The 22,465-nt window shown below is 66.5% G+C and carries 19 protein-coding genes; 11 read left to right on the top strand and 8 right to left on the bottom strand.

The annotated features are described in order from the left end of the window. Positions 1–40: 40 nt before the first annotated feature. Positions 41–1,147, top strand: coding sequence for a diacylglycerol/lipid kinase family protein (locus NGB94_RS01290; RefSeq protein WP_325788500.1), 1,107 nt, complete (start codon positions 41–43; stop codon positions 1,145–1,147). Position 1,148: 1 nt separating this feature from the next. Here NGB94_RS01290 and NGB94_RS01285 read toward each other — a convergent pair whose 3' ends face one another. From NGB94_RS01285 to NGB94_RS01270, 4 genes are all read right to left on the bottom strand, one after another. Then, positions 1,149–1,430, bottom strand: coding sequence for a hypothetical protein (locus tag NGB94_RS01285; protein ID WP_325788499.1), 282 nt, complete (start codon positions 1,428–1,430; stop codon positions 1,149–1,151). Between the two features lie 92 nt (positions 1,431–1,522). Then, complete coding sequence (locus NGB94_RS01280) at positions 1,523–2,497, bottom strand: DNA topoisomerase IB (protein WP_325788498.1); 975 nt, start codon at positions 2,495–2,497, stop codon at positions 1,523–1,525. 1 nt (position 2,498) lies between these two features. Next, on the bottom strand, positions 2,499–3,461 hold the full coding sequence (gene pheA / locus NGB94_RS01275; protein ID WP_325788496.1) for a prephenate dehydratase: 963 nt from the start codon (positions 3,459–3,461) through the stop codon (positions 2,499–2,501). Then, positions 3,458–3,775: a rhodanese-like domain-containing protein gene (locus NGB94_RS01270; protein ID WP_325788494.1), complete on the bottom strand. Its 318-nt coding sequence runs from the start codon at positions 3,773–3,775 to the stop codon at positions 3,458–3,460. Before NGB94_RS01270 ends, pheA begins: the two co-directional genes overlap by 4 nt. 145 nt (positions 3,776–3,920) lie before the next feature. Between NGB94_RS01270 and NGB94_RS01265 the strand changes: the two genes are divergently transcribed. From NGB94_RS01265 to pgm, 6 genes are all read left to right on the top strand, one after another. After that, on the top strand, positions 3,921–5,351 hold the full coding sequence (locus tag NGB94_RS01265; protein WP_325788493.1) for an amidase: 1,431 nt from the start codon (positions 3,921–3,923) through the stop codon (positions 5,349–5,351). A gap of 163 nt (positions 5,352–5,514) precedes the next feature. Continuing rightward, positions 5,515–6,987 carry a peptide MFS transporter gene (locus NGB94_RS01260; RefSeq protein WP_325788491.1) on the top strand — a complete coding sequence of 491 codons (1,473 nt, stop codon included), beginning with the start codon at positions 5,515–5,517 and terminating at the stop codon, positions 6,985–6,987. A gap of 368 nt (positions 6,988–7,355) precedes the next feature. Next, a complete protein-coding gene (locus tag NGB94_RS01255; RefSeq protein WP_325788490.1) occupies positions 7,356–8,348 on the top strand; it encodes an ABC transporter substrate-binding protein in 993 nt (330 codons plus the stop codon). A 46-nt stretch (positions 8,349–8,394) separates the two neighbouring features. After that, positions 8,395–9,294 (top strand): ABC transporter permease, encoded by a 900-nt coding sequence (locus NGB94_RS01250; RefSeq protein WP_325788489.1) that lies wholly within the window; start codon positions 8,395–8,397, stop codon positions 9,292–9,294. 16 nt (positions 9,295–9,310) lie between these two features. After that, positions 9,311–10,099, top strand: coding sequence for an ABC transporter ATP-binding protein (locus NGB94_RS01245; protein ID WP_325788488.1), 789 nt, complete (start codon positions 9,311–9,313; stop codon positions 10,097–10,099). A 155-nt stretch (positions 10,100–10,254) separates the two neighbouring features. Beyond that, entirely contained in the window at positions 10,255–11,886 is a 1,632-nt protein-coding gene (gene pgm, locus NGB94_RS01240) for a phosphoglucomutase (alpha-D-glucose-1,6-bisphosphate-dependent) (RefSeq protein ID WP_325788486.1), read from the top strand. Between the two features lie 81 nt (positions 11,887–11,967). On the opposite strand, the gene NGB94_RS01235 is transcribed toward pgm, so the two are convergent. Next, complete coding sequence (locus NGB94_RS01235) at positions 11,968–13,368, bottom strand: aldehyde dehydrogenase family protein (protein WP_325788485.1); 1,401 nt, start codon at positions 13,366–13,368, stop codon at positions 11,968–11,970. Continuing rightward, the gene (locus NGB94_RS01230) at positions 13,365–14,264 is read right to left on the bottom strand and encodes an SDR family NAD(P)-dependent oxidoreductase (RefSeq protein WP_325788484.1); all 900 of its coding nucleotides are present in this window, start codon (positions 14,262–14,264) and stop codon (positions 13,365–13,367) included. Before NGB94_RS01230 ends, NGB94_RS01235 begins: the two co-directional genes overlap by 4 nt. 145 nt (positions 14,265–14,409) lie before the next feature. On the opposite strand from NGB94_RS01230, the gene NGB94_RS01225 reads away from it, so the two are divergent. Further along, on the top strand, positions 14,410–15,723 hold the full coding sequence (locus NGB94_RS01225) for a uracil-xanthine permease family protein (RefSeq protein ID WP_325788481.1): 1,314 nt from the start codon (positions 14,410–14,412) through the stop codon (positions 15,721–15,723). A gap of 6 nt (positions 15,724–15,729) precedes the next feature. On the opposite strand, the gene NGB94_RS01220 is transcribed toward NGB94_RS01225, so the two are convergent. After that, complete coding sequence (locus tag NGB94_RS01220; protein ID WP_325788479.1) at positions 15,730–16,839, bottom strand: glycerate kinase; 1,110 nt, start codon at positions 16,837–16,839, stop codon at positions 15,730–15,732. A gap of 61 nt (positions 16,840–16,900) precedes the next feature. After that, positions 16,901–17,722, bottom strand: coding sequence for a glycerophosphodiester phosphodiesterase (locus NGB94_RS01215; protein ID WP_418910587.1), 822 nt, complete (start codon positions 17,720–17,722; stop codon positions 16,901–16,903). A 134-nt stretch (positions 17,723–17,856) separates the two neighbouring features. On the opposite strand from NGB94_RS01215, the gene NGB94_RS01210 reads away from it, so the two are divergent. From NGB94_RS01210 to NGB94_RS01200, 3 genes are read left to right on the top strand one after another with little or no spacing between them, the layout of a single operon-like run. After that, on the top strand, positions 17,857–20,439 hold the full coding sequence (locus tag NGB94_RS01210) for a DUF2156 domain-containing protein (RefSeq protein ID WP_325788477.1): 2,583 nt from the start codon (positions 17,857–17,859) through the stop codon (positions 20,437–20,439). After that, on the top strand, positions 20,436–21,734 hold the full coding sequence (locus NGB94_RS01205) for an alpha/beta hydrolase (RefSeq protein ID WP_325788476.1): 1,299 nt from the start codon (positions 20,436–20,438) through the stop codon (positions 21,732–21,734). Before NGB94_RS01210 ends, NGB94_RS01205 begins: the two co-directional genes overlap by 4 nt. Beyond that, positions 21,731–22,465, top strand: coding sequence for a phosphatase PAP2 family protein (locus NGB94_RS01200; RefSeq protein ID WP_325788474.1), 735 nt, complete (start codon positions 21,731–21,733; stop codon positions 22,463–22,465). The genes NGB94_RS01205 and NGB94_RS01200 overlap by 4 nt, the downstream gene beginning before the upstream one ends.

The following is a 22,465-nucleotide window of genomic DNA, read 5'->3' as shown; positions in this document are numbered from 1 at the left end:
TCCGGCCCGCACGCGGGGCGGCGGCTATCCTGAAACCACCATGCCCGCCGAAATCGCCGTAATCCTGCTGCTCGTGGCCACTGCCGTCATCGCATCCATCGCCACCTGGCAGGTGACGTCCAGGCGGCACCGCCGGCAGGTGGCCGCAGGCCGGATTACCCGCCCTGTTGCGTCAGCGAGCCAGCGGGTGGCCATGGTGATCAACCCGATTAAGGCGCAGGCCGACGAAGCGAAAGCCGCCCTGGCCGCTGCGTGCGAGATGGCGGGCTGGGAACCGCCGCTGGTCCTCGAAACGACAGTGGACTCTCCCGGCTTCCGGCAGGCGCAGGATGCGCTGGCCGCAGGTGCCGACGTCGTACTGGCTGCCGGCGGGGACGGCACCGTCCGTGAGGTGGCCCGGGCCATGGCCCACCAGCGGGCCTCAATGGGGCTGCTGCCGCTGGGAACCGGCAACCTCCTGGCCCGGAACCTTGGCGTGGCGGTCAATGACCTGCCGGGCAGCATCCAGGCCGCACTCCACGGCACGGAGCGCCGGATCGACATGGGCCGCCTGGAACTCGAGAATTCCCGCACGGGCGCCCGCACGGCCAGCAACTTCCTGGTCATGGGCGGAATCGGCCTGGATGCGGAGGTCATTGCCGCCACCCGTGACGACCTCAAGCGCCGGGTGGGCTGGCTGGCCTACAGCGAAGCCGGGATCCGGCTGCTGCCGGGACCGCGGCGGCGGATGCGGATCCAGCTGGACGACGGCCCCTCCCAGGTGCGCAAGGTCCGCAGCGTGCTTTTCGCCAATACCGGCAAGCTTCCGGCGGGCATCGACTTCATTCCCTCCGCCGCCGTCGATGACGGGATGCTGGACATCGTGGTGCTGACCCCGCGGACGGTTCTGGGCTGGATGGCGGTCGCGGGCAAGGTGGTCACCCGCAACCGGAGGGAACTGTCCCTGATCGAGTACACCAGGGCGCGAAAGGTGACGGTCAGCACGGAAGAGCCGATCATCACGCAGCTCGACGGCGACCTGACCGGTGCCGCAACGCGGGTAAGCGTCAGCGTGGATCCGCGTTCGCTGGTGGTCCGCGCCCCCGACGCCGGAACCGGTTCCGCCGCCGCCGGCAGCAGAACCGGCGCGTTCCGGCTTCTCGGTTGACCTAGTCCTGCGTGCCTTCCGAATCGGTGTAGCTGCCTTCGGTTTCCGCAGCGGAGTGTGAGGACGACGGCGGCTGCTTGCGTCCGTCGGCGTCGGTGTACTCGCCCTCGTCATGCTTCACGGATGCCGGCGACGCCTGCTCCCGGATAAGTTCCTGCTCTTCGGCGAAGCGGAGGTCGTTGCCCTGGTCGCCAATGTCGCCGCGGTAGTTGTCGTCACCGCTGGCCTGGCCGCTCGGCTTCGGGTTGGTGAGCTGCTCGTCTTCGTTCGGGTACTCGCTCATGGTCCGCCTTTCACGTTGATGGCTTCACCCGCCGGCACATGGCCGGCGGTCTATAAGCATACTTATCATGAATGGGGCAGGTTTTTCGCGGGTTAGTCGCTTAGCAGTTCGCGCACAGCTGTCTCGGAGGCGGAGTAACCGGCGACCGGAATGACTTCCCCATTCAGGAAACGGTCGACCACCCGCGGATCAACGTAGGACTTCCGTGCCACCGCCGGCGTATTGCCCAGCCGTTCAGCCACTTCCCGGATGGTCTGGGTCACCGCCTGCTGCTGGGCCCGCTTCGTGGACGCGGTCCGCGCTGCCCGGGCAAACCCCATTGCCGCCGAGACGGTGGCCTGCCAGGTCCGGAAGTCCTTGGCGGTGAAATCACCGGCCGTCACCTCGCGCAGGAAACCGTTCAGCTGGGTGGCGTCAATGCTGTGCCACTGGCCGTCGACGCCGATGTACGCCAGGGCGGTATCCGGCTCCGGCCGCTCCAGCATGGGGGCCAGGGCTGCCACCAGGTCTTCATCGTCGAGCTCCACGTGCCATTCCTGGCCGCTCTTGCCCGGGAAATCGAGCAGCAGCCGGGTGTCCTGCACCCGAACGTGCTCCACCCTGAGGGTGGTGGTGCCGTAGGAACCGTTCATCTCGGCGTACCGGGAGCCGCCCACCCGCAGCGCGCCGGAGTCGACAATCCGCAGTGCCGCGGCCAGGGCCCGCTCCGGCCCGTGGCCGTCAGCGCGCAGATGCTTGGTGATGATCCGGCGTGCCGAGGGGAGCGCCTGGGCAAATTCGAGGGCGCGGTCGAACTTCTCCCGGTCCTTCATTTCACGCCAGTGCGGGTGATAGATGTACTGCCGCCGCCCGGCGTCATCCTGCCCGGTGGCCTGGATGTGGCCGTTGGCGTACGGACTGATCCAGACGTCCTGCCAGGCCGGCGGGATGGCGAGGGAACGGATCCGCCGCAGTTCGGCCGGGTCCCGCAGCACCTCTCCCTTGAGCCCGCGGTAGCTGAACCCCTTGCCCCACTTCAGGCGGGTGTACCCGGGGTGTTCACAGTTACTGCGGCGCAGGCGCGGCATCTCAGCCGTTAATCAGGGATTCGAGCCACTGGTCCGCCGCCTCGAAAGCCGAGTCGGAGGTATGCGGCAGGACTTGGGCGCGGCGGTGGTCCGCCCGCGGATAAGAGCCCAGGAACCGCAGCTCCGGGGAAACCCGGTGCAGTCCCTTCAGCGCATCAGCCACCCGGGCGTCGGAGACGTGCCCGTCTGCATCGATGCTGAAGAAATAGTCCCCCAGGAAGGCTCCGGTGGGCCGGGACTCGATCCGGCTCAGGTTTACACCCCGGGTGGAGAACTGGTCCAGGATCTCCATCAGGGCTCCCGGGCGGTCCTCGGGCAGCGGAATCACGACCGTGGTCTTGTCCGCACCGGTGGGTTCCGGCAGCAGCCCGGGCAGGCTGATCAGGATAAACCGGGTCACGGCGTCGGAAATATCGCCGATGTCCCGGGCAAGGACGTTCAGCCCCAGCCGCGATGCGACCAGCGGAGCGCAGATGGCGGCGTCGAATCCGGAGGATTCATCCTGGAGCCCGACGGCGGCGGCCGCCGTGGAGGAGGCAGGGAGATATTCCGCTTTGGGAATGTTCAGTTCCGCCCAGTTGCGGCACTGTGCCCAGGCATGGCTGTGCGTCGAAACCTTGCGGATGTCCTCCAGCTCGATCCCCGGACGTACCGCCAGCACAAATGTGATGGGCACGAGGATCTCGCGCAGGATCCGCAGCGGCTGGCCGACGGAGATCGCATCGAGAGTGGCACTGACGCCGCCTTCAACCGAGTTCTCGATCGGCACTACTGCCGCATTCGCGTGCCCCGAACGGACCATCTCAAGTGCGGAGGTGACGCTGGTGGACGGGATCCGGACTGCCTCGGCGGCGCCTGGAACCTGCAGCAGCGCCGCTTCGGTGAAGGTTCCCTCCGGTCCCAGATATGTGTAGACCATGGTTCCCGGCAGCTTGGGCTGCCCGGCTGTGCCCTCAGGACTCATACGACGGTCGGTTCTTTACCGTTTTCGGAAACCATTTCCCTGCCCGCTTCGAGCCAGGCACCCATGCCTCCGGTCACGTTGACCGCGGAGTAGCCGTGGGATTCAAGCCACTGGGTTGCCCGGGCGCTTCGTCCGCCGGAACGGCAGATGACAGCGAGGTCCTGGTCCGGATCAAGGTCATCAAGGCGGTCCGGGAGCTGGTCCAGGGGAATGTGCACGGCGTTCGGAATGTGGCCGGCTTCCCACTCATAGTCTTCCCGGACGTCCAGAATCCGCACACCTTCGCCAATGGTGTCCACAGATACGTTTTCCATCTCGCTCACACTTCCTCGCAGCCATTGTTGCCCGGTCCGACAAGGCACGGAACCAACCCGCTGCGGGGGCGCCCGTGCCGTTTATCCCAGCCTATAGTGGGATGCACCGCCAGAGAACAAAGCTCCCCGCGCACCGGAGGTAACAATGCCCAATGGTCCAGCCGCCCAGTCCGGGACTGGGTCTTCCTCCACGGAGGGGATCGGTTCCCTCAGCGCACTGGCGCTGCGCGATGCCCTGGCCCGCGGCGAGGTTTCAGCGCATGAGACGGCCGGGTATTTCCTGGACCGCATAGCAGCCCTGAACCCGGAGCTTGGTTCATTCGTCAGCGTTACCGCGGATGCGGCGCTGGCTGAGGCACGGCAGGCCGACGACGCCCTGGCTGCCGGGCGCCCCCTGGGAATCCTCCACGGCATGCCGCTGGCACACAAGGACCTCACCGACGTCGCCGGCGTTCCCACCACCATGGGCAGCGCCGCCGTTCCGCCGGTTCCGGCCGAAGCGGACGGCCCCCTGCCGGCCGCGCTGCGGTCGGCAGGTGCGATCAGCCTGGGCAAGACCCAGGTCCCGGAATTCGGCCTGAGCAGCTACAGCGAGAATCTGGTGGCACCACCTGCCCGCAATCCGCTTGACCCCGCACTCAGCCCCGGCGGCTCCTCCGGGGGAAGCGCCGCCGCGGTGGCTGCCGGCATGCTGCCGTTCGCCCCGGGGACCGACGGCGGCGGTTCGGTGCGCATCCCGGCTGCGGCTACGGGACTCATCGGACTCAAGCCGAACCGCGGCAGGGTCCCTTCCGGCGGAGGCCAGCGGGACCTGGGCCAGTTCGTGGTGGCCGGGCCACTGGCACGCACCGCTGCGGACGCCGCTCTCCTGCTGGACGCGATGACGGCCGGACCGAATTACCATGCCACCAGCGCGGCACCGGCTCCCGGATCCTTTCTCGCCGCAGCACTGCAGGCAGAGGGCAGGTTCCGCATCGGCGTCAGCACGCGTTCCCCGTTCGAATCCCGGCTGGACATCCGGCTGGATCCGGAAGCCCTCCTGGCACTGGAAGCCGGCATCCTGGCACTCAGCGGAGCGGGACATGAGGTCGCAGAAGCAGACGTTCACTATGACGAGCGGTACCCCGATGCCTTCGAACTGGTGTGGACCGCCCCGCTGGCCAACATTCCGCTGCCGCCGGAGGGAGAGGACAAGCTGGTGCCGCTGACCGCTGCCATGCGCCGCCGGGCACTGCAGCGCTCCGCGGCAGACCTGGCGGGCGCCGTCGAAATCCTGCGCGGCTTCGAGGAAGAGACCATCGCACAGTATGCCGCCTGGGACATGGTCCTTACCCCCACGGTGGCGATGACACCGCGGCCGATCGGCTGGTACTGGACCGGAGACGCCGCCGAAGACTACGCCCTGCAGTGCCAGTACTCCCCGTTCACCTCGATGGTCAACGTATGCGGGCTGCCCGCCGTCACCATCCCGACCTATGTGACCGGTGCAGGCCTGTCCATGGGCGTCCAGCTGATTGGCCGCCCCGGAGCCGAGGCGGACCTCCTGGCGGTGGCTGCCCAGCTGGGCCCCCAATAACAGGCGCGGCCTTAATCGGAAGCCTTTTTGTCCAGCATGTGGACAAAAAGGCGGTTTTGGCGGTGACAATGAGCACATACCCTTGCATGGAAGCCGGTAAAACACCCTGATTTCGGCGATTAACGTCGAATCCGTCACACCGGTGTTTTGGGACTATTGGATGATGAGTCCTAGCCCCACCACTACCAGCCCCGCGCCCACCGCGCGGAAGGCATTTTTCGGCCATCCCCGGATGCTCGCTAATCTCTTCAGCGTTGAGCTCTGGGAACGCTTCTCCTTCTACGGCATGCAGGGCATCCTGCTCTACTACATGTACTACTCCGTCACCGACGGCGGTCTGGGCATGGCCGAAGGAGTCGCAGCAGGCCTCGTTGGCGCCTATGGCGGCGGCGTCTACCTCTCCTCGATCGTCGGCGCGTGGGTAGCGGACCGCATCCTCGGTTCCGAACGGACCCTCTTCTACTCGGCCATCCTGGTGATGATCGGCCACATTTCACTTTCCCTGGTCCCCGGCTACGCCGGCCTGGCAATCGGCCTGGTGCTTATCGCCATCGGTTCGGGCGGCCTGAAGGCCAACGCCACGGCACTGGTGGGAACCCTGTACGACGAAAAGGACGAACGCCGCGACGCCGGGTTCTCCATCTTCTACATGGGCATCAACATCGGCGGCCTGATGGGCCCGATCCTCACCGGCCTGCTCTGGGATTCCTTCGGCTTCCACGTCGGCTTCGGCCTCGCTGCTGCCGGCATGGCCATCGGCCTGGCCCAGTATGCCGCGACCCGCAAGTACCTGCCGGAGTCCGCCCACCTGGTGGCGAACCCGCTGCCCAAGAGCCAGTTCGCCCGCGTTGGGGCCATCGCTGCCGCGGTAGTCATCGTCATCCTGGCCGCTATTGCCTTCGGCCTGATCAACAGCGAAAACCTGGTTGGCCTGATGGCCATCCTGGCGCTGGTTGCAGCCGTTGCCTACTTCGTCGTCATTCTTTCCAGCAAGCGCGTCAGCCAGGTTGAACGCCGCCGCGTGTTCTCCTTCATGCCGCTGTTCGTTGCCAGCACCGTCTTCTGGGCACTGTTCCAGCAGCAGTTCACGGTCGTGGCACTGTACGCGGACACGTCGCTGAACCGCGAGATCTTCGGCTGGGAAATGCCGCCGAGCTTCGTCCAGTCCATCAACCCGATCTTCATCATCATCTTCGCCGCGGTCTTCGCGAGCATGTGGACCAAGCTTGGTACCCGGCAGCCGGGCACCCCGCTGAAGTTCGGCATCGGCCTGGCCGTGATGGGCCTGGCGTTCCTGGCGTTCATCCCGTTCTCCGGCGGCGGCCCCGCAAGCACGCCGCTGCTGGCGCTGGCCGGCATCCTGCTGCTGTTCACGTTTGCCGAACTGTCGCTGTCCCCCACCGGCCTGTCCGCAGCCACAAAGCTGGCTCCGGCAGCGTTCCCCACGCAGATGGTGGCGCTGTTCTACCTGTCCGTATCGCTCGGCAGCACGCTTTCGGGCTGGCTGGCCCAGTTCTACAGCCAGGACACCGAAGTCAGCTACTTCTCCTTCCTGGGCATCACCGCAATTGCGCTGGGCATCGTCCTGGCCCTGTGCGCACCGGCCATCAAGAAGCTCATGGGCGGAGTGCGGTAACCCGTTCTTCCATTTCGCCTAGCAAAAAGTGCCCGTTTGGTTTTCAAACGGGCACTTTTTGCGTATCCAGTTTGTGCTCTATAAGGCCCTGCTGCGTAGACACATTGGATCCTTACTCTGCATTGTGACGATCATTCGTGTCACATAGGAGCCCTTCGGCAGGCATCTGTCTTTACGTACCGCCGCAGGTTAGACAATGTGAGCGCCCTCACAGTTAGTATCGTTCAATCAGCCGGTGCTGAACTCCACCCGTTTACCGGGCTCCGATCAACGACGTCGGACCCGGAACCGGATGCCAGCGTCCGGCACAACGACACCCTGCCCGGCCGGCGCCGTCCGCCTCCGGGCAGCGCATTGAAAGGGCAACGATGAAGCGTTCGAAGACTGGGGCACTGGGGGCCCTGCTGCTGGGTGCATCCCTGGCCGTCACCGCGTGCGGCGGCGATTCCGCGGCCGGCAACGGCGACACGGACATGGTGAAAATCGGCATCACCCAGATCGTGGAGCATGACGCACTGACCTCCGCCAAGGAAGGTTTCAAGCGCGCACTGGCAGAAAACGGCTACACCGAGGGCGAGAACATCAGCTACGACGAGCAGAACGCCGCCGGCGAGCAGGCCACCGCCACGTCGATCGCCTCAAAGTTCGCCTCCGACGACCTGGACCTGGTCCTGGCCATCGCCACGCCGACTGCACAGGCAGCAGCGCAGGCCATCACCGACACCCCGATCCTCATCACTGCGGTCACCGAGCCGGAAGAGGCCGGCCTGGTGGACTCCTGGGATGCTCCCGGCGCCAACCTGACCGGTACCAGCGACCTGAACCCGGTCGAGGACCAGCTGGCCCTGATCAAGGAACTGGCTCCCGATGCAAAGACCGTCGGCATCGTCTACAGCTCCGGCGAAGTCAACTCCGAAGTCCAGATCGAACTTGCCCAGGAAGCTGCCAAGGACCTTGGCCTGGAACTGAAGCTGGCCGCCGTCTCCAACACCGCCGAGGTGCAGCAGGCCGCCGAGTCCTTGGACGTGGACGCCTTCTACATCCCGACCGACAACAACGTGGTGGCCGCCCTGGACTCCGTGGTGCAGATCGCCGAAACCAAGAAGCTCCCGCTTGTCACCGGTGACGCCGGCGCCGTCGAAGCCGGTGGCCTCGCCACCTGGGGCATCGACTACGAAGCGCTCGGCTACCAGACCGGCCTGATGGCCATCAAGATCCTCGAAGAGGGCGCCGATCCGGCCACCATGCCCATCGAAACCCTGGATGAAGTGCAGCTTGTGGTCAACAAGACCGCAGCAGCCAATATGGGCATCGAGATTCCCGAAGCCCTGCTCGAAAAGGCCGACAAGGTCATCGAATAGCACCTGATGCTGCCCGTCCCACCCTGCTGTAAGGAACAGAACTTCCATGATCACTGCTGTTGAACTGGGGCTTATCTACGCCGTCATGGCCCTGGGCGTTTACCTCACCTTCCGGATCCTGGATTTTCCGGACCTTACCGTGGACGGCAGCTTCACCACGGGCGCTGCCGTGGCTGCCATATCCATCATCAACGGGGTTCCACCCCTGGCCGCCACGGCAGCCGCTTTCGGTGCCGGGCTCATTGCCGGCTGCGTCACCGGGCTGCTGCACACCAAGGGCAAGATCAACGGGCTGCTCGCGGGCATCCTGACCATGATCGCGCTCTACTCCATTAACCTGCGGATCATGGGCACATCCAACCTGTCCCTGCTCCGCGAAGACACCCTCATCACCCCGCTGCGTGAGAACGGACTCCTGGGCGGCGCCGTCGCCATCGCACTGTTCGCACTGCTCGCGCTGGGTGTTAAGCTCTTCCTCGACTGGTTCCTGCACACCGACCTGGGCCTGGCCATGCAGGCCACCGGCGACAACCAGGAAATGGTCTCCAGCTTCGGCGTCAGCACCGACCGGATGAAGATCCTGGGCCTGTCCCTGTCCAACGGCTTCGTAGCCCTCTGCGGCGCCATAGTGGCCCAGTACCAGGGCTTCGCAGACATCGGCATGGGCATCGGCCTGATCCTGGTGGGCCTCGCATCCGTAATCATCGGCCAGGCCATCTTCGGGTCCCGCCTGATCATCGTCTCCACCCTGGCCGTCATCCTGGGCGCCGTCGTCTACCGCATCGTGATCGCCCTGGCGCTGGACCTCGGTTTCGAGCCGAATGACATGAAGCTCATCTCCGCGGTGCTCGTGGTGCTGGCCCTGATCCTTCCGCAGTGGAAACTCTTCCGCCGGCTGCCCACCTTCAGCAGCCTGCGCAAGTCCAACGTCACCACAGCCAGCTAGCTACGAAAGCAAAACGATGCTGAAAATCGACAACGTACAGAAGACCTTCTTCGCCGGCACCGTCAACGAACGCGTTGCCCTGGCGAAAATCGACCTCGAGCTGGCTGCCGGGGAGTTCATCACCGTGATCGGTTCCAACGGTGCCGGCAAGTCCACCCTGCTGAACATGGTCTCCGGTAAGCTGCGCCCCGATGTCGGCTCCGTGACGATCGACGGCAAGGACGTCACCAGGCTGGCCGACTACCAGCGGGCCCGGTTCATCGGCCGGGTGTTCCAGGACCCCATGGCCGGATCCGCCCCGCAGCTGAGCATTGAGCAGAACATGTCCATTGCCTACGAGCGCGGCAAGCGCCGCGGCCTGGGCTGGGGCGTCTCTGCCAAGAAGCGCGAGCTGTTCCGCGAGGAGCTCAAGTCCCTTGAACTCGGCCTGGAGAACCGGCTCAAGGCGAAGGTTGGCCTGCTCTCCGGCGGCCAGCGCCAGGCGCTGTCCCTGCTGATGGCAACGTTCAGCGAGCCGAAGATCCTGCTGCTGGATGAGCACACTGCCGCCCTGGACCCGCAGCGCGCCGCACTGGTGTCCCGGCTCACCGGTGAAATCGTGGCCCGCCACAACCTCACCACCCTGATGGTCACGCACAACATGCAGCAGGCCCTGGACCTGGGCACCCGGCTGATCATGATGCATGAGGGCCGGATCATCCTGGACCTGGACAGCGCGAAGAAGGCATCCATGACGGTGCCGGACCTGCTGCACGAGTTCGAGAAGATCAAGGGCGGCCTGGACGACCGGACACTGCTCCAGTAGTCCCTCCCCTTCCCGCCGAGAGGCCGGTTACGGCTGTTTTGGACCCCCAAAACAGCCGTAACCGGCCTTTCGCGGTGGTGGGGCAGATGTGATTGCAGGGGCACAAAAAGTCAGCCGTCTGCCGGACCATCCGAATTTTTGGCATGCTTGGAACTATGTCTAACCGAGCCGGCACACCTGCCCAACCATCCGACCTCGTCGACCTGACGGCACTGCTTGACGCGTATTACGACGTCGCACCGGACCTCGCTGACCCCGGCCAGCGCGTAGCTTTCGGCACCTCGGGACACCGCGGCAGCTCCCTGAAGGGTTCCTTCAACGAACCGCACATCGCCGCCATCACCCAGGCGATCGTCGAGTACCGTACCGGCGCAGGCATCACTGGCCCGCTCTTTATGGGCAAGGACACCCACGCCCTGTCCGAGCCGGCCCAGAACACCGCCCTGGAGGTCCTGGCCGGCAACGGCGTCAACGTCCTGATCGATGCGCGGACCGGTTTCACGCCCACTCCCGCACTGAGCCACGCGATCCTGACGCACAACGCCACCCGCACCGACCAGGCGGACGGAATCGTCATCACCCCGTCCCACAACCCTCCGGCTGACGGCGGCTTCAAGTACAACCCGCCCTCCGGCGGACCCGCGGACTCCGAGACCACGGCCTGGATCGCCAACCGCGCCAACGAACTGCTGGAGAACGGCCTGCGCGGCGTTCAGCGCGTGCCGCTGGGCGAGGCACGCCTGGCCGAATCGGTGGGCGCCTACGACTTCCTGCAGCACTACGTGGGAGACCTCGGCTCGGTGCTGAACATGGACGCCATCAAGGGCTCCGGCCTGCACATCGGCGCGGATCCCATGGGTGGCGCGTCCGTTGACTACTGGGGCGCCATCGGAGAGCAGTACGGCCTGAACCTGACCGTCGTGAATCCCAGCGTTGACCCGCAGTTCGGCTTTATGACCCTGGACTGGGACGAGAAGATCCGCATGGACTGCTCCTCCCCGGACGCCATGGCATCACTGATCGCCCAGGCCGGCCGGTACGACATCGCGACGGGCAACGACGCCGACGCGGACCGCCACGGCATCATCACTCCCGACGCCGGGCTGATGAACCCCAACCACTACCTTGCTGCCGCGGTGGAGTACCTCTACGCGAACCGCTCCGGCTGGCGCAGCGACGCCATGGTGGGCAAGACCCTGGTCTCCTCCTCCATGATCGACCGGGTGACCGAAAGCCTGAACCGCCGCCTGATGGAAGTTCCCGTCGGCTTCAAGTGGTTCGTTCCCGGCCTGCTTTCCGGCGAGGTGGCATTCGGCGGCGAGGAATCGGCCGGCGCCTCGTTCCTGCGGCTGGACGGCACGGTGTGGACCACGGACAAGGACGGCATCCTGCTGGCGCTGCTCGCCTCGGAGATCACCGCGACCACGTCCAAGACCCCGTCCCAGCACTACCGGGAACTGACGAACCGTTTTGGGGATCCGGTCTACGCGCGGGTTGATGCCCCAGCCACCCGCGAACAGAAGGCGGCACTGTCCAAGCTCTCGCCGTCGGACGTCACCGCCACTACGCTGGCCGGCGAGGAAATCACCGCCCGCCTGACCGAAGCTCCGGGCAACGGCGCGCCGGTGGGCGGGCTGAAGGTCACCACGGAGAACGCCTGGTTCGCGGCCCGGCCTTCCGGCACCGAGGACGTGTACAAGATCTACGCCGAGTCCTTCAAGGGGGCCGAGCACCTCAGCGAGGTCCAGGCCGAGGCGAAGGCCATCGTGGACTCCGTGATCTCCTAGCGGCCCCTTCATCGAGAGGTCAGTTGCGGCTCGTTTGGTGCTCCAAATGAGCCGCAACTGGCCTCTCGGCGGTTCTGGGGGCTAGAGCAGGCGGCGCAGGATTTTCGCCTTGAACCCGTTGTACGGCGGGTAGGCCACACGCAGGGTGTCCAGCAGCGTTCCCTTCGAGAACACCGGGCGTGCCTGGCTGAACGTGTCAAACGAGTGCTTGCCGTGGTACGCGCCCATGCCGCTTGCACCGGCGCCGCCGAAGGGCAGCTCCGGCACGGCGAGCTGCACAATCGCGGCATTGTGGTTCACGCTGCCGGCCCGCACGCCCTGCTCGAACCGGCGCTGCTGCGCAGCTGAGGACGTGAACAGGTAGGAAGCCAGCGGCGAGGGCCGGGAGTTGATGACCTCCATCGCCTGCTCCAGGTCCCGGACTGTCACCACCGGAAGGATCGGCCCGAAGATTTCCTCCTGCATCACCGGAGCGTCCAGGGAGACGTCCGTCAGCACGGTCGGTTCAATATAGAGGTCCTGCCGGCTGCTGCGCCCGCCGGAAACCACGGTTCCGTCTCCCAGGTAGCCGGTGAGCCGGTCGAAGTGGCCTTCGTTGACGATCCGCCCGAAGTTGGGGCTGCGGCTGGGATCTTTGCCCACAAACTCGCGGACCACCTTGCCCAGCGCCTTGAGCAGCTTGGGCACCGCCTCTTCGGTGACCAGGACGTAGTCCGGTGCCACGCACGTCTGCCCGGCGTTGATCAGCTTGCCGTAGGCCAGCCGCCGGGCAATGGCGGTCAGGTTCCCGTCCAGTACGACGGCGGGAGACTTGCCTCCCAGCTCCAGCGTCACCGGCGTCAGGTGCTCCGCTGCCGCGCGCATGACAACCTTGCCGACCCGCTCACCACCCGTGAAGAAAATGTGGTCGAAGCGTTCGGCCAGCAGCGCCTGGGACGCTTCCTGCGCGCCCTCGATGACAACCACGGCTTCCGGGTCCAGATACTCGGGCAGGATCCGGGCGACCGCAGCGGAGGTGGCCGGGGCCAGCTCGCTTGGCTTCAGCACCGCGGCGTTGCCGGCGGACAGCGCACCGATCAGCGGAGCGAGGAGCAACTGCACGGGGTAGTTCCACGGCGCGATGATCAGCACCACGCCCAGCGGCTGCGGTTCAACCCGCGCGGACGCCGGCTGCAGGCCCAGCGGTACCGGCACCTTAGTGCTTCGGGTCCACTCTGAGAGGTGCTTCAGGGCATGGCCTGCTTCGGCACGGGTGATGGAGATTTCCGTCAGGTAGCTTTCCAGCGGATTCTTGCCCAGGTCTTCCCTCACGGCCGCAGCGAAGTCCTTTTCCCGCTCGGAGAGCATCCGCGTCAGTGCCTTCAGCTGCTCCTTCCGCCAGGACAGCGGCCGGGTGCGCCCGCTCTCGTAGACCTTCCGGACCGCGGCAACCTGGGCCGGAATGCTGCCGGCAGGGGACGCCGCCTGGATATCTGCGCTCATGCCCGGTTCCCGCTCTTCCGTCCTGCCGCCGCGGGAGCCGCAGCCTGGGATTCCGCAGCCGGTGGTTCCGGAGCCGGCCGCCCGGTGAAGTGGTCCATGGACTGGTAGACCTTGAAGACCCGTCCGGCCACGACGTCCCACGCCGGCTGCGGGAGCAGCCCGCGCAGTGCGCTGCCCAGCGGCACGGTCCACGGCAGCTGGACGCGGGCCTTGCCTTCCAGCAGTGCCTTCCAGGCTTTGTCCACTACGTATTCGGGCTCCATCAGCGGTGTCATCAGCGGCCCGCGTGCGCCTTCGAACATGCCGGTCTTGATGTAGCTGGGAATCAGGGTGGTGACCTGGACATGGCCGTGCCCGGCTTCGTCCAGTTCCAGCCGGAGGGAATCGCTCCAGCCGATCACTGCCCACTTGGAGGCGGTGTAGACGCTCATCTTCGGTACCGCCAGGGTTCCGGACGCGGAAGCAACGTTCAGGATCCGCGCCGGGGTGCGGCGTTCGATCATGCCCGGCAGGAAAGCACGGGTGATGTGCATGGGAGCAAGGGTGTTCACATCCATCACGGCGTCAATGTCCGCGCCGGAGTGCTCCCAGAAGTATTTGCCGCGGACAATGCCCGCGTTGTTGATCAGCACGTCCGGTGCGCCGAGTTCCGCCAGCACGGCCTCTGCTTTTTCGGCCACTTCGGCGGCGGAGGAGACGTCCAGGGTGTACGGCAGGACGGCGGAGGAACCGAGTCCGCGCAGCCGCTGTGCGGCGGCTTCCAGGGCTTCGGTGTTGCGGTCCCAGAGCACCACCGCTTTGGCTCCCTCACGCACCGCCCGTTCGGCGTAAAGCAGCCCCATGCCCATGGCTGCTCCGGTAATGAGTACTGTCCGTCCAGAAACTGAAATTCCCACGTATGATCCGTCCGTCACAGGCCGCCTTCGGCCTGACTGCTTCCCCGGTAAAATTACTGGTGCGTGCAACATAGCGTGGCACAGAAGCCCCGCCGGTAACATTCTCCACGAATCAATCCCCCTTTGTCCTTTGGAAGGCACACGCATGAGCAGGTTCGGCACAGACTGGAAACTCCACGGGAACGGCAGGACCGTTACTCCCGGCTCATTCGTCGCTCCGGATGAAAGACTCAGCTGGCCGCGAACCATCGGCATTGGCGCCCAGCACGTGGTGGCCATGTTCGGCGCGACCTTCCTGGTTCCGCTGCTCACCGGGTTCCCGCCGGCAACCACCCTGTTCTTCTCCGGCGTCGGAACCATCCTGTTCCTGATCATCACCGCCGGTAAGGTCCCCAGCTACCTGGGCTCATCCTTCGCCTTCATCGCCCCGATTGCCGCCGCCGTCAACCAGCACGGCCCGGGCGGGGCGCTGGGCGGCATCATCATGGCCGGTGCCACCCTGTTCCTCATTGGCCTGGCCGCCCAGCTGGCCGGCACACGCTGGATCCAGGTCCTCATGCCGCCCACCGTCACCGGCGCCATCGTGGCCCTGATCGGCCTGAACCTGGCACCGACGACACGCACCAACTACGAGGCCGGTCCCGTCACGGCCACTGTCACAGTGGTAGTGATCCTGCTGACCACGGTGCTGTTCAAGGGCCTGATCGGCCGCCTTTCCATCCTGGTAGGCGTCCTGGCCGGCTATGCGGCCGCCGTCATCCAGGGCGAGGTGGACTTCTCCGCCATCAACGATGCCGCCTGGTTCGGGCTGCCTGAATTCACCGCCCCCACCTTCCACTTCAACGTCATTGGCCTGTTTGTGCCGGTAGTGCTGGTCCTGGTCGCAGAGAACATCGGGCATGTGAAGTCGGTGGCGGCCATGACCGGACGGGACCTCGATCCCTACACCGGCCGGGCACTGATGGCCGACGGCGTTGCCACCATGCTGGCCGGCGCCGGCGGCGGTTCGGGCACCACCACCTACGCGGAGAACATCGGCGTCATGGCAGCCTCCCGCGTCTACTCCACCGCTGCGTACTGGGTTGCCGGCATCACCGCGGTACTGCTGAGCCTGTTCCCCAAGTTCGGCGCCCTGATCGCGACCATCCCCCAGGGCGTGCTGGGCGGTGCCGGCGTGGTGCTCTACGGCATGATCGGCATCCTTGGTGTCCGGATCTGGGTGGACAACCGCGTGAACTTCTCCAACCCGATCAACCTCTCCGTTGCCGGTGTTGCCCTGGTAATCGGCATCGCGAACTACACCTGGAACGTCGCCGGCCTGACCTTTGAGGGCATTGCCCTGGGCACCGCGGCCACCCTGGTGATCTACCACGGCATGATGGCCATCGCCCGGTGGCGCGGCACCATGCCGGACGAGCCGCAGGAAGACGTCGGCTCCACGCCGTCCAGCCTCGGCTAGAAGGGCCTAGGCCCCTTCGAGGGCCGCCTGCGTGGCGCGGGCAACGTAGAACTCTGCCCGCGCCATCGCATCGTCCGGGCCCTGCGCCAGGTCAAGTACGCTGACGGCTGCTTCGACGCCGTATTCGGCAAGCACTTTGGGGCTCAGCGTGATCGCTCCGGCTACCAGCACCACCGGGATTCCCCGCTCCGCGGCCAGCCGCGCCACCTCCAGCGGGGCCTTCCCGTACCGGGACTGTTCATCGATTGAGCCCTCACCGGAGAGCACCAGGTCCGCCTGCGCCAGTGCGGGCACCAGGCCCACGAGAGCGGCAATAAGCTCGAAGCCCGGCTCAATCCGCGCATCCGTGAATGCCAGGAACGCCGACGGGAACCCGCCTGCCGCGCCGGCACCGGGAACATCGACGTCGACGCCGGTCGTCTCCTTCAGCAGCCGGGCCCAGTTCCCCAGCGCCTCATCCAGCAGCAGCCGGGCCGAAGAATCAGCACCCTTCTGCCCGCCGAAGACGTGGGCGGCGCCGTTGAGGCCGGTCAGCGGGTTGGTGACGTCAGCGGCGATCCGGATCCGTGCGCCCTTTACCCGGGGGTCCAGGCCCGAGGCGTCGACGGCGGCAGCGACCGCCAGCCCGGCGCCTCCCGGCGGAACCGGCTCACCGGCGGCGTCGAGGATCCGCAGGCCCAGCGCAGTCAGCGCACCGGAACCTCCGTCAGTCATCGCCGACCCGCCAATGCCCAGGATGATTTCCTGCGCCCCGGCATCCAGAGCCGCCGTGATCAGCTGCCCGCTGCCAAAACTCGACGCCGCCAGGGACGTCTGCACTGACGGTTCCACGAGCATCAGCCCGGAGGAGCGTGCGGTTTCCAGGACCGCCGTCGTGCCGTTCATCGCCCAGACCGCGGTGACTTCCCGTCCCAGCGGTCCGCGGACCCGCGCGGTGCGTTCCTCTGCCCCGGCGGCGAGTGCGGCTTCCAGGGTTCCTTCCCCGCCGTCGGCAACCGGAACGCGGGTAACGTCTGCGTCCGGATAGACGGAGAGCACCCCCTGCGCCATGGCGGCAGCGGCTTCCTCAGCGGTGAGGCTGCCTTTGAACTTGTCCGGGGCTATGAGCACGCGCATGGATTACATCCTGCCAGCGAATGCGGGACGCGGCACAGTGCGGGCGCGGAGGGGAGACCCGCTAGGCGTTCCCGGCACCCTGCGGCCAGGCGCCCCGGCCGGAGAGGACTCCGGCCAGCAGGTCCGCGCGGTCAGAGACCAGCCCGTCCACGCCCAGGTCCAGCAGGCCTTCCATCAGCGGGCGCGTATTCACGGTCCAGACGTGCACCTGGATGCCTGCCTTATGGCACCGCCGCAGGAATGCCGGGCGCACTACGGGAATCCCGCGGAAGTTCACCGGAACCTGGACGCAGCCGAACCGGCCCAGCCGCGCCGCCAGCCTGCCCAGTCCCAGCGGAGAGAGCAGCAGCATGGCAGCCGTGCCGGCCGATCCCGCGGAGCTTGCCGCCGGGCGGGTCAGCCGCCTCAGGCACTTCAGCCGCCGCCGGTCAGAGAAGGAGGTCACCAGGACCCGGTCATGGGCCCGGTGTTTTTCTATCAGGGCCGCCAGCACTGACGCGCCTGCATCGTCCTTGATATCAACGTTCAGGCGCACGTCCGGCCAGCGGAGAAGGACTTCTTCCAGCGTGGGGATCGGTTCGGTCCCGCCGACCCGGACGCTTCTCAGCTCCCGCAGGCTGCGGGCGCTGATCGGGCCCGATGAGTCGGTGACCCGGTCCAGGGTTTCGTCGTGGAACGCCATGAGCACGCCGTCGCTGGTGGTCCGGACATCGGTTTCCAGGTAACCGAATCCCAGCTCCACGGCCGCTTCGAAGGCCGCCATGGTGTTTTCAAGCCCTTCCGGGCTGAACCCCCGGTGGGACAGGCCCAGTGGAACAGCGATGCCGGCGTTCAGCTGGACCGGCACCGACGGCGGGTTGAAGTACGGCAGGGATGCGTTCACAGAGGTACTTTATCTCCTGTGAGCAGGCGATCTTCGGCGGCTGCCCGGTCCGCGGACGGACTCCCGGAATTAGACTGGCTGCACCCGGGGGCGGAAGCCTTCCCACCCGCGCCGGCAAGCCATGGAGGTGGCCCATGCAGCACGGTTCTGCGCGGCAAACAGCGGGACGCTGGCTCCGCTGGCCCGCGGACGGGCTGCGTGGAACCCTCGCGAAATCTCCGGTCACCCTGGTGTTCCTGGTGCTGTTCTGGTTCCTGGGCATCCTGACCTCCTCGATCCTGGACGGACCGGATGACCCCCTGCTGCCCTGGGTGAGCGTCTCGGTGGACACCCTGCCGGATTACTGGCCGGCGCTGCTGCTCTCCGCCCTGTGGGCCAACGGACTTGCCGGATACGTCAGCGGAACCCTGCTCGCACTGGCGGTTGGGCTTCCCGCGGAGCGGCTGCTGGGAAGCCGGCGGTTCCTCGCCGCTGCGGTGGGCACACAAATCATCGGAGCTCTGGCCGGCATTGGCTTCGCCGCAGCCCTGCGGGGTGTCTTCGAGACCTGGGGACGGGAACTCAGCACTGACTCCTTCGTGGGACCCGTGGCAATGATCTGCGGTCTCGCTGCCGCTGCATCGGCAGGCATGGGTGCTCTCTGGCGCCGCCGGGTGCGGCTGGGACTCTACACGCTGCTGGTGGTGCTGGCCCTGTACTCCGGAGCGCTGCGTGACGTGATGTACCTGGGAGCCGCAGCTGCCGGCGGGTTGGCGGGGCCGTACCTGTTCGGACGGCGGCCGCACTGGCCCCGCAGCCTGGTCTCAAGCCGCCGGGAAGCCAGGGTCCTGGTGGGCCTGCTGGTGGTGGCCACCGCCGTCGGCCCGGTCATTGCCGCGCTCAACACGCGGGCAGTGGGTCCCCTGGCCGTCCTCGCCTACCTGTTCACCAACGCCGAAACACTGGATCCAGTGGCCCTGGCCAACATCTGCGCCGATCCCAGCATGCAGGCCGAGTGCCGGACCGCGAGGCTGGAGCAGAGCGCCGGACCCGCAGGATTCTTCCTGGCAGTGCTGCCGCAGGTCCTGCTGATTGTTTTCGCGGACGGGCTGCGGCGGGGACGCCGGTTCGCCTGGATCAGCGCCCTGATCCTGCAGGGCCTCATGACCCTGGCCGGGGCCGTCCGCACAGTCATCTTCCTGTCCGGTTACACGGGAGGGGTGTACGGCGTCGGCGGAAGTGTGCAGCCCCTGACCCTGGTGCTTCCCATGCTGCTTCCACTGCTCGTGTTTGTGCTGCTGGTAGCTTCGGGCCGCCTGTTCGCCGTTTCTGCGCCACCGGGCACCTACCGGAGGCTCTTCCTGACCTGCGCGACCGCCGGAGTCATCCTGGGCGCCGCCTGGGTGGGAGGCGGCCTGCTGCTGCGCAGCGGGTTCACACCCCAGGCCACTCTGCCGGACCTCCTCGAAGACCTGCCCCTGCGTTTCCTGCCGGTCTCGCAGCTCATTGCGGTCTCGCCGGAACTGCTCCCGCAGTCCCCGCCCGCCGTCCTCCTCTATGAGGGCGTTGGCGTGGTTTTCTGGGCAATGACCTGCGTGCTGCTTGTCCGTTCCTTCCTGGAACCTGCCTACAGCCGTTTTGCCATGGATGAGGAACGCGCCAGGGATCTCCTGACCTCCAGCGGCGGCAGCACCATGGCGTGGATGACGCTGTGGAGCGGCAACTCGTACTGGTTCTCTCCTACCGGCAATTCCTATGTGGCCTACCGCCTGACCTCCGGCGTCGCGCTGACAGTGGGTGATCCCGTGGGTCCGCCGGATGAGCTGCACCGCAGCGTAGAGGGTTTCGCGGCGTACTGCGCCGATTCGGGCGTGACCGCGTGCTTCTATTCCGTGAACGAGGCAACCCGGGAAGCTGCCGCGGGACTGGGGCACGCTGATCTTCAGGTGGCTGAGGAGACGCTCCTTCCACTCGGGTCCCTGGCCTTCCGCGGCAAGCGGTTCCAGGATGTGCGGACCGCGTTCAACCGGGCCGGCAAGGCCGGTATCCGCGCGGAATGGACCACTTACCGCACTGCCCCGCTGTCCGTCCTGGACCAGATCAACGCCATCTCCGAGGAGTGGGTGGCAGAGAAGCAGATGCCCGAAATGGGTTTCACCCTGGGCGGGATCGAAGAAATCGACGACGACGGCGTGCGGCTGCTGCTGGCGGTGGACCAGGACCGCACGGTGCACGGGGTAACCTCCTGGCTGCCGGTCTACCGCGACGGCGAGATTATCGGCTGGACGCTGGACTTCATGCGGCGGCGGGCACGGGGTTTTCCCGCCGCCATGGACTTCCTCATCGCCTCGGCTGCGCTGTCGCTGCAGGATGAGGGCTTTAGCCTGCTCAGCCTCTCCGGTGCGCCCCTGGCCCGGAACGAGGCCTCCTCCACGGCAGCATCCGGGGCGGAAAGCGCTGCCGGAGGGGGAACCGCTCCGCGGCGGATTGCCACGCCTCCGGCGCTCGAGTGGCTCATGGACCGGCTCGGAGCGACTCTGGAACCGGTGTACGGTTTCCGGTCCCTGCTGGCCTACAAGGCCAAGTTCCAGCCGGAGTACGTTCCGCTCTACATGACGTACCTGGATTCCGCATCCCTGCCCGCAATCGCGAACGCCCTGGCCCGGGCCTACCTGCCGCATGTGTCGGTGGGCCAGACATTCACCATGGCGCGCAGGATCATCGGCACGCAGCGATGAACCTGGCGCTGACCACCGGGCCGGTCCCTGTCATTGCCTTCAGCCTCGGCGTGGCCGGCCTGTGCTGGCTGTGCTGGGGACCCAAAAGGTACGTCACCCGGGTGGTCCCGTTCGCACTGATCGCGGCAGCAGCCGGAACCGTGCTGCTGTTTGTCGCCGCCGAACTGCTGCTGTCCTGGTGGAACGCGTCCTTTCCCCGCTACCTGTACTTATATTCCACAATGGGAATATTGGCGCTTCTGCTGGTTGTGCCCCGCTGGAGAATGAGCCGCAGCATCCCGGCGAAGATCCTGACGTCGTTTTCCGCAGTGGTTGTGCTGCTAGCGTCCGCATCCGCGGCCAACGTTGCCTACGGCCAGTACCCCACGGTCGAGTCCCTGCTGGTTCGCCCGGGCGAATCCAGCGGCGAGGTGCCTATCCGGAAACCGCTTGCCGGGCAGGACACAACCCCAAGCACAGAAGCGAACTGGACTCCGCCGTCCAACATGCCCTCGCAGGGCCGGGTCTACGACGTCCGGATCCCCGAATCCGGTTCCGGATACGCTGCCGGGTCCAGCCTCGTCTACCTCCCGCCCGCCTATCTGGGCACACCCCACGCCCAGAACCTGCCGGTGCTGATTGCCCTGCACGGGCAGCCCGGGGCACCTGCCGACTGGTTCGCCGGCGGGCAGCTGCAGCAGGTGATGGACGATTTCGCGGCGCAGCACCACGGGCTGGCACCCGTCGTGGTGATTCCGGATCTCTCCGGCGGAACCAACTCCAACTGGTCGCTCTGCCTCGATTCGAAGCAGGGCCGCGGAGCCACCTACCTCGCCGAAGACGTGCCGCGCTGGATCCAGGCCAACCTGGCCGCCGGGCTCAATGGACCGCAGCAGTGGGCCACCGCAGGCTACTCCTACGGCGGCACCTGCGCCCTGCAGCTGGCCGTGAACTTCCCGGACGCCTTCCCCACGTTCATCGACATCGCCGGTGAGAACGAACCGACCATCCCGGGCGGGATACAGACGCTGCTGGACACCTACTTCGGCGGCGATGCGTCTGCCTTCGCGGCACAGAACGCACTGGACGTGCTCAAGAAACAAAGCTTCCCCAACACTGCCGGGATCGTGGTGATCGGCAAGGACGACGGCGTCTACAACGGTGAGGGCCGCCAGGTATACGACGCCGCGAAGGCCGCTGGCATGGACGTCCAGCTCCAGGAGCTGCCCGGAGGACACTCGTGGCAGGTGTGGAAGGCCGGGCTGTCCGGCAACCTGGACTGGCTGGGCCAGCGGCTTGGCATACTGGGACCATGAGCGACGCACCTACGAACCGGCTGGCGCGCGCTGTCTCCGGCGCCGCGCAGGCACTGGGCCGGAACGGGGTGCTGCTGCTGACCCTTGCCGCTGGACTGGTTCCGGCCCTCCTGCTGGCTCTGGTGGCGGGCAGCGTCTACGAGGCGGTGGCGGAGGAAGACGGCGTCGCAGCCCTTGACCACCCCGTGCTTGCCGCCGCCAAGGCCGTGCGCTCCCCCGCCCTGGATACCTCACTGACCTGGCTCACCAACCTGGGCGGCACCATCGGGCTTCCGCTCCTGGCCGCAGCGGCCGTGGCGGTGCTGTGCCGGTGGCAGCGCAGCTGGACTCCGCTGATCCTCACCGCATCGGCCGCCGCCGGATCGCTGCTGATGACGGTTGCCGGCAAAGCCATGGTGGGGCGGGCCCGGCCGCCGCTTTCGGACGCCGTTCCGCCGTATGAGTCCTCCGCGTCCTTCCCCAGCGGGCATTCGCTGAACTCCATGGTGATAGCCGGAACCATCGCCTATTTGCTGTTCATCTACCTGGATTCGAGGCGCGCCCGGATCATCACCATCCTGGTGGCCGCGGTGTTCATTGTGGCCGTGGGACTCAGCCGGGTGTATCTGGGCCATCACTGGCTTACGGACGTGCTGGTGGCCTGGAGCCTGGGCCTGGCCTGGCTGGCGATCCTCATCACGGTCCACCAGCTGCTGCACGCCCGCCGGCTCCGGAACCTCCCGGCACGCTAG

Source organism: Arthrobacter koreensis (assembly GCF_035792275.1).
Taxonomy (GTDB): Bacteria; Actinomycetota; Actinomycetes; order Actinomycetales; family Micrococcaceae; genus Arthrobacter_B; species Arthrobacter_B koreensis_A.
Note: the sequence above shows the minus strand (reverse complement) of the source record. Positions and strands in the feature narration are given on the sequence as shown.